The 15063-nt window shown below is 63.3% G+C and carries 29 protein-coding genes; 8 read left to right on the plus strand and 21 right to left on the minus strand.

Going from position 1 to position 15063, the window contains the following annotated elements:
• Positions 1 to 136 precede the first annotated feature (136 nt).
• The 5 genes from PQI23_RS13610 to PQI23_RS13630 all read left to right on the plus strand — a co-directional run bounded on the left by PQI23_RS13610 (position 137) and on the right by PQI23_RS13630 (position 2504).
• Positions 137 to 775, plus strand: a complete 639-nt coding sequence (locus PQI23_RS13610; protein WP_339975448.1) for a M23 family metallopeptidase — start codon at positions 137 to 139, stop codon at positions 773 to 775.
• A gap of 94 nt (positions 776 to 869) precedes the next feature.
• A complete protein-coding gene (locus PQI23_RS13615; RefSeq protein ID WP_339973147.1) occupies positions 870 to 1253 on the plus strand; it encodes a hypothetical protein in 384 nt (127 codons plus the stop codon).
• Positions 1253 to 1555, plus strand: a complete 303-nt coding sequence (locus PQI23_RS13620) for a hypothetical protein (protein WP_339975450.1) — start codon at positions 1253 to 1255, stop codon at positions 1553 to 1555. Before PQI23_RS13615 ends, PQI23_RS13620 begins: the two co-directional genes overlap by 1 nt.
• A gap of 180 nt (positions 1556 to 1735) precedes the next feature.
• Positions 1736 to 2086 carry a DUF7882 family protein gene (locus PQI23_RS13625; protein ID WP_339975452.1) on the plus strand — a complete coding sequence of 117 codons (351 nt, stop codon included), beginning with the start codon at positions 1736 to 1738 and terminating at the stop codon, positions 2084 to 2086.
• Positions 2076 to 2504, plus strand: coding sequence for a DUF7882 family protein (locus PQI23_RS13630; protein WP_445238440.1), 429 nt, complete (start codon positions 2076 to 2078; stop codon positions 2502 to 2504). Before PQI23_RS13625 ends, PQI23_RS13630 begins: the two co-directional genes overlap by 11 nt.
• Before the next feature lie 163 nt (positions 2505 to 2667).
• Here PQI23_RS13630 and PQI23_RS13635 read toward each other — a convergent pair whose 3' ends face one another.
• Complete coding sequence (locus PQI23_RS13635; protein ID WP_339975454.1) at positions 2668 to 2955, minus strand: hypothetical protein; 288 nt, start codon at positions 2953 to 2955, stop codon at positions 2668 to 2670.
• A gap of 47 nt (positions 2956 to 3002) precedes the next feature.
• Here PQI23_RS13635 and PQI23_RS13640 point away from each other — a divergent pair, with 47 nt between their 5' ends.
• Together PQI23_RS13640 and PQI23_RS13645 are read left to right on the plus strand one after the other, a co-directional pair.
• The gene (locus tag PQI23_RS13640; protein ID WP_339975456.1) at positions 3003 to 3872 is read left to right on the plus strand and encodes a hypothetical protein; all 870 of its coding nucleotides are present in this window, start codon (positions 3003 to 3005) and stop codon (positions 3870 to 3872) included.
• A gap of 57 nt (positions 3873 to 3929) precedes the next feature.
• A complete protein-coding gene (locus tag PQI23_RS13645; protein WP_339975458.1) occupies positions 3930 to 4136 on the plus strand; it encodes a hypothetical protein in 207 nt (68 codons plus the stop codon).
• A 24-nt stretch (positions 4137 to 4160) separates the two neighbouring features.
• Here the strand turns inward: PQI23_RS13645 and PQI23_RS13650 are convergent, their stop codons facing one another.
• The 5 genes from PQI23_RS13650 to PQI23_RS13670 form a co-directional block, all read right to left on the minus strand.
• Entirely contained in the window at positions 4161 to 4355 is a 195-nt protein-coding gene (locus tag PQI23_RS13650) for a hypothetical protein (protein WP_339975460.1), read from the minus strand.
• Positions 4356 to 4497: 142 nt separating this feature from the next.
• Positions 4498 to 4899: a DUF4326 domain-containing protein gene (locus PQI23_RS13655; RefSeq protein ID WP_339975462.1), complete on the minus strand. Its 402-nt coding sequence runs from the start codon at positions 4897 to 4899 to the stop codon at positions 4498 to 4500.
• A gap of 283 nt (positions 4900 to 5182) precedes the next feature.
• Positions 5183 to 5872 (minus strand): hypothetical protein, encoded by a 690-nt coding sequence (locus tag PQI23_RS13660; protein WP_339975464.1) that lies wholly within the window; start codon positions 5870 to 5872, stop codon positions 5183 to 5185.
• Entirely contained in the window at positions 5869 to 6192 is a 324-nt protein-coding gene (locus PQI23_RS13665) for a hypothetical protein (protein WP_339975466.1), read from the minus strand. The genes PQI23_RS13660 and PQI23_RS13665 overlap by 4 nt, the downstream gene beginning before the upstream one ends.
• On the minus strand, positions 6189 to 7526 hold the full coding sequence (locus PQI23_RS13670; RefSeq protein WP_339975468.1) for a DNA cytosine methyltransferase: 1338 nt from the start codon (positions 7524 to 7526) through the stop codon (positions 6189 to 6191). The genes PQI23_RS13665 and PQI23_RS13670 overlap by 4 nt, the downstream gene beginning before the upstream one ends.
• A gap of 86 nt (positions 7527 to 7612) precedes the next feature.
• Here PQI23_RS13670 and PQI23_RS13675 point away from each other — a divergent pair, with 86 nt between their 5' ends.
• On the plus strand, positions 7613 to 7873 hold the full coding sequence (locus tag PQI23_RS13675; RefSeq protein WP_339975470.1) for a hypothetical protein: 261 nt from the start codon (positions 7613 to 7615) through the stop codon (positions 7871 to 7873).
• Positions 7874 to 7944: 71 nt separating this feature from the next.
• On the opposite strand, the gene PQI23_RS13680 is transcribed toward PQI23_RS13675, so the two are convergent.
• The 15 genes from PQI23_RS13680 to PQI23_RS13745 form a co-directional block, all read right to left on the minus strand.
• Positions 7945 to 8082 (minus strand): hypothetical protein, encoded by a 138-nt coding sequence (locus PQI23_RS13680; protein WP_339975472.1) that lies wholly within the window; start codon positions 8080 to 8082, stop codon positions 7945 to 7947.
• Positions 8079 to 8480, minus strand: coding sequence for a hypothetical protein (locus tag PQI23_RS13685; RefSeq protein WP_339975474.1), 402 nt, complete (start codon positions 8478 to 8480; stop codon positions 8079 to 8081). The genes PQI23_RS13680 and PQI23_RS13685 overlap by 4 nt, the downstream gene beginning before the upstream one ends.
• Before the next feature lies 1 nt (position 8481).
• The gene (locus PQI23_RS13690; protein WP_339975475.1) at positions 8482 to 8715 is read right to left on the minus strand and encodes a DUF3310 domain-containing protein; all 234 of its coding nucleotides are present in this window, start codon (positions 8713 to 8715) and stop codon (positions 8482 to 8484) included.
• Positions 8712 to 9014: a hypothetical protein gene (locus tag PQI23_RS13695; protein ID WP_339975477.1), complete on the minus strand. Its 303-nt coding sequence runs from the start codon at positions 9012 to 9014 to the stop codon at positions 8712 to 8714. The genes PQI23_RS13690 and PQI23_RS13695 overlap by 4 nt, the downstream gene beginning before the upstream one ends.
• 228 nt (positions 9015 to 9242) lie before the next feature.
• Complete coding sequence (locus PQI23_RS13700) at positions 9243 to 9683, minus strand: MazG nucleotide pyrophosphohydrolase domain-containing protein (protein WP_339975479.1); 441 nt, start codon at positions 9681 to 9683, stop codon at positions 9243 to 9245.
• Entirely contained in the window at positions 9667 to 9894 is a 228-nt protein-coding gene (locus tag PQI23_RS13705; RefSeq protein ID WP_339975481.1) for a DUF3039 domain-containing protein, read from the minus strand. Before PQI23_RS13705 ends, PQI23_RS13700 begins: the two co-directional genes overlap by 17 nt.
• Positions 9894 to 10400, minus strand: coding sequence for a single-stranded DNA-binding protein (gene ssb, locus PQI23_RS13710; RefSeq protein ID WP_339975483.1), 507 nt, complete (start codon positions 10398 to 10400; stop codon positions 9894 to 9896). Before ssb ends, PQI23_RS13705 begins: the two co-directional genes overlap by 1 nt.
• Positions 10400 to 10666, minus strand: coding sequence for a hypothetical protein (locus PQI23_RS13715; RefSeq protein WP_339975485.1), 267 nt, complete (start codon positions 10664 to 10666; stop codon positions 10400 to 10402). Before PQI23_RS13715 ends, ssb begins: the two co-directional genes overlap by 1 nt.
• Positions 10663 to 10995: a hypothetical protein gene (locus PQI23_RS13720; protein WP_339975487.1), complete on the minus strand. Its 333-nt coding sequence runs from the start codon at positions 10993 to 10995 to the stop codon at positions 10663 to 10665. The genes PQI23_RS13715 and PQI23_RS13720 overlap by 4 nt, the downstream gene beginning before the upstream one ends.
• Positions 10992 to 11531 carry a hypothetical protein gene (locus tag PQI23_RS13725; RefSeq protein ID WP_339975489.1) on the minus strand — a complete coding sequence of 180 codons (540 nt, stop codon included), beginning with the start codon at positions 11529 to 11531 and terminating at the stop codon, positions 10992 to 10994. The genes PQI23_RS13720 and PQI23_RS13725 overlap by 4 nt, the downstream gene beginning before the upstream one ends.
• Positions 11528 to 12004, minus strand: a complete 477-nt coding sequence (locus PQI23_RS13990) for an HNH endonuclease signature motif containing protein (protein WP_445238441.1) — start codon at positions 12002 to 12004, stop codon at positions 11528 to 11530. Before PQI23_RS13990 ends, PQI23_RS13725 begins: the two co-directional genes overlap by 4 nt.
• Positions 12001 to 12363, minus strand: a complete 363-nt coding sequence (locus PQI23_RS13730) for a hypothetical protein (protein ID WP_339975491.1) — start codon at positions 12361 to 12363, stop codon at positions 12001 to 12003. The genes PQI23_RS13990 and PQI23_RS13730 overlap by 4 nt, the downstream gene beginning before the upstream one ends.
• Positions 12348 to 13025, minus strand: a complete 678-nt coding sequence (locus PQI23_RS13735) for a hypothetical protein (RefSeq protein ID WP_339975493.1) — start codon at positions 13023 to 13025, stop codon at positions 12348 to 12350. The genes PQI23_RS13730 and PQI23_RS13735 overlap by 16 nt, the downstream gene beginning before the upstream one ends.
• Positions 12979 to 13236, minus strand: coding sequence for a hypothetical protein (locus PQI23_RS13740; RefSeq protein ID WP_339975495.1), 258 nt, complete (start codon positions 13234 to 13236; stop codon positions 12979 to 12981). Before PQI23_RS13740 ends, PQI23_RS13735 begins: the two co-directional genes overlap by 47 nt.
• A gap of 940 nt (positions 13237 to 14176) precedes the next feature.
• Positions 14177 to 14899 (minus strand): AAA family ATPase, encoded by a 723-nt coding sequence (locus PQI23_RS13745; RefSeq protein WP_339975499.1) that lies wholly within the window; start codon positions 14897 to 14899, stop codon positions 14177 to 14179.
• Between the last annotated feature and the right edge of the window lie 164 nt (positions 14900 to 15063).

Consider the following 15063-nt stretch of genomic DNA (forward strand, 5'->3'; position numbering starts at 1 on the left):
GGGCGTCATCAGCTTCGACAGTCTGGACGGACGTCCACCCGAACTGGTCACCGGATGGGTTGGCGTCCGTCAGTAACCAAGCAACGAGCCCCGCCGAGTAGCGGGGCTTTCTCGTTCCCTCAGAAAGGAGTAGCGCATGGCTACTGTCCACTGGCCTGCCGTCTCGCCGCGCGTGACCGAAGAGGCTGGCACGCGAGACGGCACGCACACCGGCATCGACCTTGCCGCAGAACGCGGCGACCCGGTGCTCGCACCGTTCGACGGGACCGTCGTCTTCCGCGGCGGAGACGGAGCATCCGGTCGCCTCTGGCTCGGCAACGGCTGGCTCTACCCGAACGGAGAGGGTCGCACGATCGACCTTCAGCGCGCGGATGGTCTCATCTCGCGCGTGGGCCACCTCGAGGGCTACAACGTGCGCGAGGGCTCCGAGGTGAAGGCCGGCGACGTCATTGGGTACGCGGGAGACTCCGGATACTCGACCGGCGTGCACATCCATTGGGAGCTGCGTTGGGACCGCGCCTGGAACGGAGGCCGCTGGATCAACCCGCGCAGCGTCAAACCAACGACCTTCATCGCACAACGCACACTCACCACGATTCCTGAGGAGGAAGACATGCTTATCAATCTGCGAGGTAAGACGGGCTCACACAGGGCCGGGCTCTACCTGTTCAAGGGTGGCAAGGCCACTTACCGTGGGAAGAAGCAGAGCGGTTTCCCGACGCTGAGCGACCTGACGATCATCGCCGGTCTGTTCAAGGAGTACAAGCTCTCATGAGCGCGGCGGTGGTGGTGCTGCTGGTCGCCGCGTTTTGTCTCGTGGTGCTCGGCATCATCATCGCTGTCGGGCAGTGGATGGAGCGGCGGCCCAGATGACAGAGCCTATTTGGGTCGCCCTCATTGTCGCGATGCAGGGCGTCGTCGTCGCTCTCATCAGCAAGGTCACGATCGATGCGCGTCGCACGAAGCGATCGACCGAGGCCGTGAAAGAGCAAGTCGCGAACTCGCACGTGCTCCCGAACGGCGAGCCGTACAACCTGCGCGACAACATCGACCACAACCAGTCGGCCGTGCTCGGCGAGATTCGTGGCATCCGCCGTGACATCGGTCGGCTCGACCAGCGCGACATCGAGCGCGGCCGCGAGATGCGCGAACTGCACGTCAAGATCGACGAGCTCGGGACAGCCGACCGCGGCGCCGCCGACCGTCTCACCAACATCGAGGACACTCTCGACCTACGAAAGGACCGCCCGTAATGGAGATTCAGATTCCCGCAATCCCGGCCGGCGTGCTGACGCTCCTCGCGTTCTTCAGCCCGTTCGCGATCGCGCTCATCAACCACCCGACCTGGCCTTCAGGTTCCAAGCGCATCGTATCGATCGTCGTGAGCGTCGTGCTCGCCGCGATCGTGCTCGTGCTGTACTTCGTGATGACGGGCGACGTCGTGCCACATTGGCCCGTGTTCGTACTGCTCGCGATCGTCGTGCAGCAAGCCGCTTACGCGCTCATCCTGAAGACCTCCGCGAAGAACATCGAAGGTAAGTACGGCGCACACTGAAGGCCTCTTTGCTGCGATTACACGCCCCTTCCTAGCCTCCAGGCTGGGAGGGGGCGTTTTCCTCGTTTTCCGACGCCACTTCTAGTGTCAAGGCCTGCCTCTCCTCCCGTCGGCCCGATCTACTGGAAGGTGAAGCATGCCAACGGCCGACGCTGGCCACCGACGGAAGGACGACCACTCATGGGATCGATCAGGTACGACGGACTCACGATCCACTTCAAGGAGCATCTGCTCGCTCACATGCAGGTCGTGATCGTTCAGAAGATCATGCGCGACGAGTCGTTCCTCATGTCGTGGAAGAACGGGACAAGCGCGGGTGACGGCCGCACCGCGATCTGGATCGCTCCCAGTACGCGACTGACGTTCAGCTTCGAAGAGAGCGAGATGCCAGACCTCGATGACGAGTGGCTGCAGCGCCTTGGCGAGTCCGCCAACGCGAACACCGGAATGATCCTGACGGAGAAAGACGGATCGCTGGCGCGGGCAGAAGCAGCAGATACCCCCTATCCGGGAAACCTCCGTGACTCCTGACGCGAGCGATGGTCGCGGTGCTTATACGACAAATGCTGCAGTAAGTCAACCCCTTACCTATTTTCCCGTCAATGCCAAGATTTCGTGTATGGGGTATTTGAAACACGGTGGTCGGGAGTACGAATTTGAAGATAGGTTGCTTGCGCACCTGCAGTTTGTGATCGGGCAGAAGCTGAAGAAGCAGGAGAGCTTTTTCCTGAGCTGGAATAAGGCTCACGATCAGGGTGATGGACGCTTGTCTGTATGGTTGTCGCCGTACACGGGCGTCGCATTCCATTTCTCCGGTAGCCGCGAGCCCGAGCTGAGCAAGGCATGGGTTCGGGCTCTCAACGCGCTCGCACACACTCCCCGGGGGCTTCTCGCGATCAGCGAAGACGAAGCCAATAGGTTCGTGAAGAACAATCCGGATCTGGTCTAAGACCAAGAAGGACGGCCCTCTCGTAGTTCTGAGAGGGCCGTCCTTTGTCGTATCCCGGTTGATGTATGGGGTACACGGTAGCCCGGGGCGACATGATTAGAGTGCAACACTGCACACCGTCTGAGTAAGCCGTTGACGTCTCCCCGGAGCAGAAGCTATGTGCTCACGTGTGCAACGGCCCGCCACCGTTCGGCGGGCCCGACGTCTTCCGCTGCGCCTGCGCAATGTGCGCCGCATTGTCGTACAGCACCGATGCGTCCGCTTGCTCGAGCGTCGGGAAGATGCCCGTCATGCGCCGCTGCGCCGGATCGAGGTGCCACTTCATCACCAGGAACCGCGCCTCCCCCGCGGTGTCCGTGACGCGGTTCACGATCGCGGTCGGGTGATCCGTCGCGCTGCGCATGATCACCCACGTATCCGCGTCGAGGCGGATCGGTGCAGGCCTACTCATGCGCAGCAGGCTACGCCGCTCCCCCGACATTCACTAAAGTCGGGACCATGAATGCGTGGATCCCTTGGGACGCCGATGAAGACGAAGTCGAAGAACTCATGAGGATTCGCGAGCGCATCCCGGAGGAGCTGCAGCGCCCTTTGTACTCCTGGACCCTAAAGACTGCCTCCGATCTTGGCCCACATATTTCTGACACTCGGCTAATGGAGTTCCGATCTGCACTTCGTCTTCCGTTTGACCCAACCAAAGGGTCTCTCCAGCGAACCTTTATGACGGATCAGTTCGTGTCTGATGTTTTTCGGCTCGGCGAGAAGTGGGCTCTGCGCCTCGTCGACTACCTCTGCAGCGAGTACAGCGATCGGGAGGGCTACGCGGCTCACGAGGACATAATCGAATTGCAGTGGCATCTTGACCACACTGGCTCCTCACTCACTCTGAGCGGGGACGGATCCGTTTTCCGCCTAGCCAACCGCCTTACTGAGGGCATTGAAGAAGCCGGTGCATCTGCAGTTGCATCTTCGCCCTCGGTATCGGGGAGGCACTTGAGTGCGGCGTGGAACTTGATTCGCGCTATTGAACCTGACACGAGCAAGGCCATGAATGAAGCAATGAAGGCGGCCGAGATCGCGGTCGGCGCACTCGTGACGCCCAACGACGGCCGTCCCCGAATGAGTAAATGTGTTCAGCGCCTACGAGATAAGCAAGACTGGGAACTTGTCCTTGAGCGTCGTGGTGACGGCCATCCTGACCACCGAGCAGTTGTCATCGGCATGCTGGAAACGCTTGCGCTGGCCCAGCCTGATCGACATGGCGGAGAACCCCCCACTTTCGAACAAGCGCAAGCACATGTCATGCTCGCCTCAATGATTGTGGGGTGGTTCTCGACTGGCGCGATCCGCTTCACCAACAAGGCTTAAACCGGGCGGAGTCAGACCCGATTTACGCCTCGCGATTACGGCGATAAGGTGAGCAGCATGGCTGATCTTGAACTCATCGAACATCGTCTAGACGCGTCGCGCGCCGCAATCCTCGTATTGCAGCAAGAAGTCACACGAGACCCTTCACTGAATGGCGTTGCTAATCGTATGACAGCGGCCGCACTTCAGGCGCTCTTCGAAACCGTAACTTCCCTCACCGACTATCTTCGCTCTCAGGAGGGGCGCGCCAACGTGGTTGAGTAGTCCCGCTACGTTCTCGTTGCCCTTTCAGAAGAGCCGGTTGGCTTCGACGAGGTTGTACGAGCCGGCCTGGCCGTAGTCGGTTTCGTCGAGCTCCCATGATTGCTCGTCGTGCATGGTGAAGACGGTGGTGTGTCCGCACCATCCGCAGCGGGTGGCGTGGAAGTTCCGCATGCCGCGGCGTTCCCATTCGCTCCCGAATGCTCCGTTGTGGCGCAGCATCCACCATCCGGAGGCCTGCCAGAGGGAGGTCGCTGAGCTGCAGCCCTCGCAGGCCCGGGAGGACGTGAAATCTAGTGAGGTGCGGAGGCGTTTCTCCCATCCACCCCACTTAATGTCACGTCCGTCCCACCTGCCGGGAAGATCAGGGAAGTTCCGCGGACTCGCCACCGGACGCAGCATCGAGTTCTCCGTTGGCGATTTGCAGCAGAACGTCTGCGTGGCATGGCTGATCGAGCGGACACCAGCACGCTAGATTTTTCCCGACGAGTTCCGCCCGAGCCATGTCGCGGGCAGCTCGAGCGTTCTCATCGTCCGAGTACAGGAACCACTCGCGGAAGAACTGAACGGCCGTAGCGCGGTCTGGTATCGAGCCACCGAAGCGCCCGTGGAGTGTTGTGAACCATGCCACTCCCCCGACGACGAAGGGGTTGCCCCATCGTGAGGGCCGCGCCACGACCGTCGTGTTGTCGGGCTTCCTCCACCCTTTGCGACGTGAGAGCTGTATCCGCTGCGGGGTTGCGGAGGTTCGCGTCTCCTCGCTCATCGCCCCTCACCCTCGAAGTCACTGCCACATCTCCGGCAGACGAGGTTCGTTGTTTCTCGCACTGGCCCATCGCACTCATGGCAGGGAATTTCGAGAACGCCACCGCGTTTGACGTCAGACCGCATACGCATCAGCGTTTCCGCTATCTCGGCCTCGCTGTCCCCGACGACGCGAACGGGGTTCTTCGTCCACCCCGTGACAGTGCCACCATCGAGGTACACCTCCCGAATCGCGTACTCATCTTCGCCATGCAGCACCTCATGGGTGAGCTGGTAACGCCAGCTCATCGCCCCTCACCTCGCAGCCCGACACCGTAGGGATTGATAATCACGGCGGGCCGGCGCTCAGGTGGCAAGCTCCACCATGCGTGAACGGCAGCGATAGCTTCGTCCCACGTTTCGGCGCGAGCCTCGCGTAGCGCTTCCGCGTCTACCTCGACCGGGGCGGCGAGAGCATCGATCATTCGCTCCGTTACGTCATACAGTCGCGCAAACGGAAGCCATTGTGACTGGTGATCCATCGTCCCCTGCGGCATGCGCCCTGCGGCCTCGAACACCGCTCGGGCCTCTGCGATCAGCTTCTCGCGGTCGCCTGTTACCGTTGCCGCATGATCCTCGGACACGGCGCGGATACCCGCACCATGCTCAGGGCAATCGGGATCGGGCTCGACCATCAGCTCGAAATAACCTCCGCCGCGGTCCTCCGAGTATGCCGAGCACTTGCACTCGGCCTCGCGCTCGTCAGCGTCGTGGTGCTCGTCCGCTGGATGGGCGGACGCCGACGCTGAAAAGGCAGCGTTGACGATGCGGCGTGCATCCTCACGCCAGATGTCAGCGCGCGACGGGTCCGCCACAGCCATCTCGGCCCACGTATAGCTGCCGGGCTCATCCGGGTGTTCGAACATCGCTCGTGCTGCGGCTTCGATCTGTTCCTCGGTTGCGCCGCCCTGCTCGGGTGTCTTCTGGTTCGTCATCGGGGGTCTCCGTTCTCGTTGATGCCGAGCGCCTTGTAGCAGTCGTCTACGAGCCGCTTGAATGTGGTCTTCCCGGCCCGTTTCGCGCTCGGCATGACCTTCGCGATCTCGCCGCTCTCGATCGCACGAGCTGCCTCCACCTGCCACGGCAAAAGGTCGATGCCCTGTGCTTTCGCGAACGCCGCGATCGAGCCAGGTGGGATCTGCTTCTGGTCCGTCATGGTGGAGTTCTCCTTCGAGAGGTCGAGTGATGTTCGGGGGAGCCCCATGCGGGCGAGGGCGTTGAGGTCGGTCTCGGTGAGAGGCGCGTAGGCGGTCATCCGGCGACCTCCGCGAAGACGTTGTCCCACGCGTCGCGCTCGGCGGGAGGGGCGAGCAGCGTGCCGAGGATCGCGGCGGCCATGAGCGGCGGGACCGCGTTCCCGATCGCGAGGAACCGTTCGCCCTGGTTCCCCGGCCACACCATGTCGGGCGGGAACGACTGCAGCGCAGCCGCCTCGAGGTACGTGAGTCGCAGCGACGTCCCGGACTGCTCGCCGTGCTCGTGGTGCTCGCGCGCGGTGATGCGAGGATCTCCGGCCACCGTCGTGGCGGGTGCGTCGAGCCATTCCCAGTCGCGCAGCTCCGGGCGCAGCTTTTCGGCTCCGGTCCACTTCATGCTCCCGGCCTTGCTCGTAATGGTTGAGGCTGGCTCGTCGATAAGACGCTCGCCGCGCGCATCACGGTCGCCCCCAGCGCCGTACTGAAAACGTAGGGCCTCTGGTCGCTGCTGAAAACGCCACAGATCAGAACGCGTCGTGATCGTCTGCGCGGGCGCCTCGACTGCTCGCGAGTGGTACTCGGTTCCACCGTTAGACCGCTGGTTGCCGCGGAGCACCCAGTCGTCACTCTCCGTGTAGCGCGCGAGCTTCGCGATCGGCTCGGCACCACCCGTCTCCGTGCCACCACCCGTGATCGTGGGCGATGGCCGCGAGGCCAGACCGAAGCCGAGCGCGTCGGCCATGCTCACCCACTTCTCGACGCCCGGATCGAGACGGCCCGGGTCGGTCGAGTAGTAGCGGGAATGTGTAGGCGCGGGCGGCTGCACCTTGCCGTCGAGGCGCGCCATGAGGATCGCGCGCTTCCGGGTCTGCGGGACGCCGTACTGCTCGGCCCGCATGACCTCGACGTGCACCGAGTAGCCGAGTCCGCGCATCACGCCGGCGTAGGCGTGCCAGACGGGCAGCACTTCGGGCACCTGCTCGAGCGCGACCAGGCGCGGCCGGTGCGCTTGAATGTGCGCGAGCGGGGCGAGCACGAGGGCTGTTCTCGGATCGAGATTGCGCTTCGTGGTGAGGTGCTCGAGCCGGTAGCCACTGATGTAGGCGAGATCGTCGATCAGGCCGAGTACGTCGTCGAGCGCCTTCCGCCCCTCGCCCTTCCCCGCCATGCTGAACGTCTGGCATGGCGGGGACGCGATGTAGAGCTCGCGCTCGGGAACCAGGTGCTCGTGGAACAGGCCCGACCACACGTCGCGGTAGATCGTGCGCATCCCGTTCGCGGCACGGAGCCGGATCGCTGACGGCGCGATCTCGACGCCGTACTCGCGAACGCCGAGCCACTGGCAGGCGACGCCCCAGCCGACGCCGGCGAAGACATCGAGCGCGGTCGTCATGCTGCACCGTCTAGCGATGGAATAGACATCCCTGTGCCGCCCGCATTACGGTGGAATTCAACGGATGTCTTCAACGAGGGGAAACAATGATGTCGATCCGCAGGAAACTCACCGCCACCGGTGCCACTGCCGCGCTCGTTCTCGGCGGGGTGCTCGCCGCGAGCCCGGCTTACGCTGCATCCCATAGCTGGGGTCCGCTCTTTGGCAACAAGTCGACTTGTCAGATCCAGACTGTGAAGAAGGCGGCGTCGATTGCGCGGCAGAAGCCGATCTCGGTCAAGGTGCGCTACAAGTGCAAGGAACAGGACGGGTACTACCACACTTACATCGAATGGCGGACACGGTAGGACCGTCGGCGGATTGCGCCTCTCTCGTCCTTTGGGGCGGGGGAGGCGCTTTCTTGTGTCTGAGTAGGTGATCACGCTGCACCGCCTTCGAGCATCAGCCGGCCGGGTATGTAGGCGAAGTGCGTCGCGCCGTAGCGGCTGAGGGTCTTCTCGATCTCGCCGCCGGATCGATCACTGGTGACGTCTGTCTTTGATGCGTACGTGCTCACCTGTTGCTCTCTTTGATGCCGATTGCGAGGCGTTGTTCTGCGCGAAGTAGGTCACGAGCGGCGATTGCTTGCTGCCGTCGCATCGCATTCCAGCGCTTGCGGTCACGCTTCCGCCGCGGCTTGAGCCCGAACGCGAGGGCGAGCACGAGCGGATCGAACTTGAGGCCTGAAAGGGTGATGGAGAACTCTCGGAGCGTCCGACCGGCGTCGAATGCGGCCAGCGCCAAGTCCTCAAACGCACTTTGCGTTTCGTCGGCCGAGAAGCCTGACGTGGTGTAGTCCAGCGAGGAGAAGCCGGCTGCTTCGAGGTTGCCGTCGGCGGGAATCTCTGTGCCGACCGGTGCGTAGAAGATCGTTTCCGGAGCCGAAGATGCGGGCAGTTCGTTTTCGGGCCCCATGTCAGGCCTCCTCAATCTCGGTCGCGGTGGCGCGAGCAGCTCGTACGCGTTGGATCTCTCGGTCGATGTACCAGCGCGCTTTCTCGAGGTCAGTGAGCAGTTCGGCTCCGGCCTTCTTGCCGGCGCGCGAGATGTACTTCACGGCGTTGCCCGTGGCGAAGCCGAGCTCGAACTGTTCGATGAACGTCATCACGGCGTCGCCTTGGTAGTGGTCTGGGTTGATCTGGTCGCTCACGCGGCGATCCCTTCGTCGATGTCGTCGTATGCGAGTGGTGGCTTCCACCCGTGTTTGCGGGCCCAGCCACGTGTCTGGCGGTTGCCGGGGGCGGTGTTCGGGGTCATGCAGAGCCGCTCGTATAGTTGGGCGATGCTCGTTGCGGTGGATCGCTTCACTTCTGCTTGGTCGCCCTCTCGGATGAGCGCGATCGTCGAGCCCGTGAAGTCGGCGAGGTGGGCAGCGATGCGCTTCGAGGACCATCCGATGCAGGCGAGCGCTTGGAGGCGGCGCGCGGAGGGGCCGGCGGGAACCCACACGTCGACGCCTTGGAAGCGGCGTCGTGTCCGTTCGTACGTGTTTCGGGCACCGCGGCACGCTGCGCAGCGGCACCGGTGGTGGACGTAGCAGGTGCTGGTGGTTGCGTGCTTGTGCCTGGGCGGGCAGGAGTATCGCTGTTCCATGTGGTTCCTTGGAGAACGACGAGGGGCCCGACGATTGCCGGGCCCCTCGCATGCGAAAGCCCCGCGCGCGGCGAGGCTTGGTGGTTACTTCTCGGTGACGAGATCCGTCAGGTCAGGCGGCGTCCATCCGTCGGGTTTGAGGATCTTGCCGTCCTCGCGTCGTCGGACCTTGCCGTCGGCGCCGACCTTCGCCATGTTCGCTGCGTGGATGCGGTCGAACGCTTCGTCGAGGTCGTAGCCGGCGGCCACGGCGAGACCGTAGGTGAGGTAGAGGATGTCGCCGAGGGCATCGAGCACTTCGGGAGCGTCCGCGTCGATGATGGCGTCGATGAGCTCCTGCATCTCTTCCTGGACCAGCTTGGCGCCGAGGCGGAGGGTCGCCTGGTTCGGAAGCTTCGGGACGTAGGAGACGACGTCGCCACACGCCTCGCGGAACTCACGAACCTGATCTTGGTGGTACCGGCGAACCTGCCTCACGGCTTCGTTCGCTTCGGTGGTCGTGACGTAGTCACTCTGGGATTGCATTGAGTGCCTCCTGGCATGTCTTGCAGATCGGATACCTCGTGAAGTCACGCGTTGGGACATCCTTCTTCCCGCAGAGCGCCGTGACTTCGGCGCCGTCAAAGTAGGCGGCTTCGATGTCGGCTCTGCGGAAGTAGTGCGCGAGACGTTCGTGGTCGCCGCCATCAGTAGGCACGACCGTCGTGTCGGGCTTCTCGAGAACGTCGACGGCCATCAGAACGGCTGCTCGTCGTCGAATCCCCCGCCGAAGCTGCCGGCGGGCGGGTCTTGCACCGCGGCGGCACCCCATCGGTCCTGAGCTGCGGGCTGCTGGAAGCCGCCTTGCTGCTGGCCGAACGCACCAACCTGACCTCGGTCGCCACCACGGGTGACCTGCGCGGTCGCGAAGCGTAGCGAAGGCCCGATCTCTTCGACCTCGAGGTCGAGAGAGGTGCGCTGCTGGCCCTGGTTGTCGGTGTAGCTGCGCTGGGTGAGACGGCCCTGCACGATGACGCGCATGCCCTTGGTGAGCGATGCCGCGATGTTATCGGCGTAATCGCCGTAGGCGCGGCACCCGAGCCACAGCGGTTCGCCGTCCGCCCAGTCACCTGACTGGCGGTCTCGCACTCGCGGGGTCGACGCGATGCGGAACGTCACCCAGGATTTGCCGGCCTGGCTGACGCGGGGTTCGGGATCGGCGACGAGGTTGCCGACGACTGTGATGAGCGGTTCGCCGGCCATCAGTTGACCTCCTCGTATGTCTGCTCGAAGATGTCGGGCTTGCACGGGTAGAACTCTCCCTGCACGCCCTTGATGATGAAGTCACCCGGCGAGGCGATCATCTTGCCTTCGAGTGTCTCGATGTGGACACTCACTCGCCCCGGCGAAGCGAGAACGAGCGCGCTGCCATCATGCGGAAGCCAGTCAGACAGCTCCTTGAAGTTGTCGGAAACGACTTGCACTGCCTCTACGGCAACGGGCTTCTTCCGGTACTTCTTCACGCTCATACGTTGTGTCCTCTCTGGTGCTTGATGCGGTTTACGACCCGGTCGATCGAGGCTTGTTCCTCGGACGAGAACAGGGTTTCTGTCCGTTTCCGACGCGTGTGCTTTCGGCTGCCGAAGATGCCGATGAGGAAGAACACGAGTGCCCCTCCGAAGATGACCGCGAGGAAGGTCGCGGCGCCGAAGTCTGCGACCTGCGCGATCTGCAGCGTGAGCATCACGACCAATGCGATGATCACGACGATCGCAAACACGAAGGCCACGATCGCGATTGCTCTCGTGGCCTTCAGCTCGTCCTTGGACGGGTACGGGGGTGATGGGCGGTTGCTCATTTCTTGTCCTTTCCGCCGGCGCGCACGGCGTCGACGATGTCTTGTTGGTACTTGGTCAGCTCGCCGGCGAAGGGTTCGCCGAACGCTGCGGCGCCGATGGAGGCGAGAACGAGTGCATCGGTCTCGTTGTTGTTCCTCGTTTCGACGTTGGGGAAGCGGCGCGCGACCGCGAGGAGCACCTCGTCCTTCGACGCGTTCCCTCGCCCCGTCGCGTACTTCTTGAGTTGCGAGGGTGTAACGCGCAGTGGCGGCTCCCAGCCGCGTCCCATAAGGGCGTCGACGAGCATCCACCAGCCGGAGTAGAGCTTGTCGAGCTGTCCCTTGGACCCGAATGACGGCGACTCGATTGTCCAGGCCGGCACTCCCCCGAGCGGGATCGCCCACTCGGCGACTTTGTCCGCGATGCGGCCTACTCGTTCGGGATGCATCCACCATTCGCTGCCTGGCCCCGACCGGACAGTGATGCACTCGGCCTCGCCGTTCGTAATCGCGCACACGCCCGTGGCAGTGAGCGAGAAATCTACGCCTAAGATCATCGGTCTTTCCTCCCAGATTGTTCTTTCTTGGCCACGTATCTTCGGCGTGCATAATCGCGCGCGCACGCGCGGCACGATCTCGACCCGTTCGGCCTTAAGTGGGTGTTTCTCCCGTCGTACTCATGCCCTTGGGGACAGTGGGTCTTAGCGAGTTGGCGTGCCCGGTTGACGGCTCCTGCTACGCCACGGCGGATGTTCTCTTTGTGAGAGACGGGCTCAAGGTGCGCAGGATTCACACATGACGGGTTCCTGCATAGGTGATCTATGTCGGCGCCGTCCGGAATTTCACCGACGCAGAGCATCCACGAGACACGGTGGGCACCAACCATTCGGCCTTGCCTGCCACCGACACGCAGTCTCCCGTAACCGAGTTTGTCAACGTGCGCGACCCATACCCAGCATCCTCCGTCGCCGTTCTTGTTCACCTTCGCCCAAAACCGCTTCTCGACACCTTCATCAATTTCGAGGATCATGCGACCCTCCTTCCTTTCGCGGGGACGGCCGCGGCTCGCGCTTCATTGATCTCCCGAAGCTCCTTCACCTTCTCGGTGAGCTCCCTCCGTTCTCTGAAGAGCTGCACGTTTGCGTGCTCGAGGGTCGCGTTCTCGCGCCGGATGATGCCTCCCGCGATGTGGAGCGCGTCGGCCTCGGCTTCACGTTCGAGGTAGCCGGCGCCGAGCGCGAGGACCATCCACGCCAGCTCGGTGCGGGTACGAGCGTCGACCCACTCCTGTAGTCGGACGCGATCGCCGGCCTCGATCAGCTCGAGCAGAGAGTTCGTGTTCTCGTTCGCGGCCTGCTCGGCGGACGCGAGCGTCAGTTCCCCGGCCATTCGTCACCGCACCTCTCGCACGCTTCGTGCCTCGGCAGTCCGTGGGGGCAGAACTGCTTTTGCCGGCGCGCGAACCGGCGGGCGTCCGCGTCGAGCGTCTGCTTGTCCGCCTCGTAAGCTTCCCGGTCCTGTTTGCAGGCGCGGCAGTTCTCGTTGTGCCCCCAGTGGTCGTGTTTTCTGCAGGTTCGGGTGGTGGGGGGTGGGGGTGCTTGCGTCCCTCCCCTCCCTTCCTTTCCTTTCCCTTCCCCTCCCCTCCTACGTGGCATCTCGTGTTCGCTGCCACGTGTCTCATCGAAACTCGCGTGAGTTTCGTCGAGTTCGACTGAGTCAGGTTGAGCGCACATGAGGCAACGCGATTTCCAGCGAGTATCGACGCGCTGGTGATCCGCGAAGCTCGGAATCTCGAGGTAGGCCTTCCCGGATGCTGTCGCCCGCCGGAGTCGGCCAGCATCGACAAGCTGCTGCACGAGAGAATCGCTGTCGACCGGGTCTGCCGGCAAGATGCGCAGCTTGAGGCCGAGTGGGTCGTCCTCAAGGTGGCCGCGGTCGCACGCGAAGTTCCAGAGCCCGATGTAGAAGAGGCGGACCTCGATGGGAAGCCGAATCATTGCCCCGTCAGTCCAGAACTCTGGCTTGATGGTCCTGATCCTCGCCAACGTCATCCTCCTTCCATCCGGTCATGCTGAGGCGGATGATCTCGCCCCATGTGAGCTCTCGGGCGTGCACGCCGAGCGCGTCGGCGTAGAGCGCGGCAATGCTGTGGTGTCCGAGTTCCTCGTACTCGGTGGCGAAGCGGCAGAGCTCCTCGGTGCTCAGGTGGCGTGCCGCGAGCTGCACGGTCTCGTCGTTCAGTCGTCGATGGGCGGATCGCATGGCTCGTGGCCTCCTTCCTGCGTGAGCCGGCACCAACCGTGTACGGCGTGCCGGATAGGTACTTCGTGTGGGCGCGCGACCCCGTTCCTGCGTACGAGAAACCCGGTTATCAGCGCGTCGACGCGGAAACGCTCCACCTGCCGGAGGTGACAGTACGCGTGGAGAAGCACTCCGTTTGCGGCTGATCCGACGTGCTCGAGGTAGTGGGCTCCGCCACTGCCCCGCGGTTCTCGGTGGTGGACATGCCAAAGGGTGCCCCGCTCAGCGTGTTGTGGGATTGGAGCACCGCACCATCCACATCGACCACGGTCTCGACGCCAAATCGTGCCGACCACCTCAGCGGTGAAAACGGATTGGTCCTTCCCCCGCTTACCCAAGCGCCGCACTCTTCTGAATCGATAGGTCAAAGCGCTTGTGGCAGCTAACACAGCGCGGGTCATAAAACCGTGGGTCACTCGAGAAACGCATGCGTCGACCTTCCTTCTCTCCAACCAGTTCGTTCGGGTCCTCGTGGTTGTAGGACCAATGCGCGGCGGGAATGCCACAGTCGACACACGGGTGCAGCGTTGCGCGGCCCCGACGGTTCCGCACTCGCTGGTGAGCCGCGTCGTAAGTGGGCATCTCACGCCACGCGTGATGTGAAGCGCCGCGCGGCATTCGCTTATCTCTGCCCACGATCACCATCTCTGGGTCTCCATGGCGGTCGATTCGAGCCTGGTGCTTCGAGCAGTAACCTCCGCGCCTGCGCTCGGTTTGCTCACAACCGTGAGCAGCACACTGCCGCTTTGGAGCCGCGGGAGAGGGAGGCTTCTTGTCTCGCTTCGTCCGGGCCTTCAAATCGAGGGTTCCGTTGCGTCTAAGCCGGCAGTAATGCGTGTTGCAGTAGCCCTTCGCGAAGTAACGGCGCTCGCACCCATCAACAGCGCATCTCTTTCGTGCATCACTCATCGACGGGCGCGGCTTCGGTGTACTGGGCGCGCGCCGCCGCGTGCTTGTCGAGCCCGAGGGATCGCCAGAGCCAGTCGATGCCCTTCGTGTCGAAGTCGTCGATGTCCATGCGCTCGGGCAGCTTGTGGACGACGGATCGAGCACCGGTGAGCGTGGCTTTGCCGCGCACGGGCATCTCGATGATGGCGTCGACGTCGTATGCGAGGTTTCGGTGGCCCTTGACCTTCTCCGTCTTTGCGGTAGTCGGTTTGCCCTTGTTGTCCATCACGGTGACGGTGTCCATTCGTGCCGTGATGATGACGGGCCCGTTGTGTGAGCGAAGGGTGCGCAGCAACTGGTTCCACTCGGCAGTGACCTTGTTCCAGAGGTCCATGCCGACGGGAGCTTCACCGGTGCGGTTCTGCGCCTGGTGACGCTGCTGAGCGAGCCAGGTGGCCTTGTCTCGCAGCGTCTCCCAGATGAGTGTCCCCGAATCGACGATGATGAGGTTCGGGCGTCCGTCCACCGGAGGCTGGGTGACGACGGCCCGCGCGACCTGCTGCAGGCTAGCCAAGGTGCCGTCGTACTCCACGATCTCGAACTCGGCACCCGGGATCGCCCCGTACTCATCGGGATCCTTCTCGCCGAAGCCGATCCAGAACGTGCGCCCGATCAGCGCGGAGGCTGAGGCGAGAGCAGCGTGGTAGCTCTTGCCGGTCTTCTCGCGCCCTGCCATGAGCAACACGGGCCAGGAGGGGAGGCCAGAGGGCTTCCGGGTGACCAGTTGGGGCGCAGCCGCCGGCTTCGTGTGCTGAGCGTTCTGTGAAGCGCCCTGGGTCTGATGGAGACTCGCGCTATTTGATTCCGACCAGCTGTTCGCGGTCGGCTTGGACAGCATAG

The organism is Leucobacter sp. USCH14 (assembly GCF_037619215.1).
GTDB lineage: Bacteria > Actinomycetota > Actinomycetes > Actinomycetales > Microbacteriaceae > Leucobacter.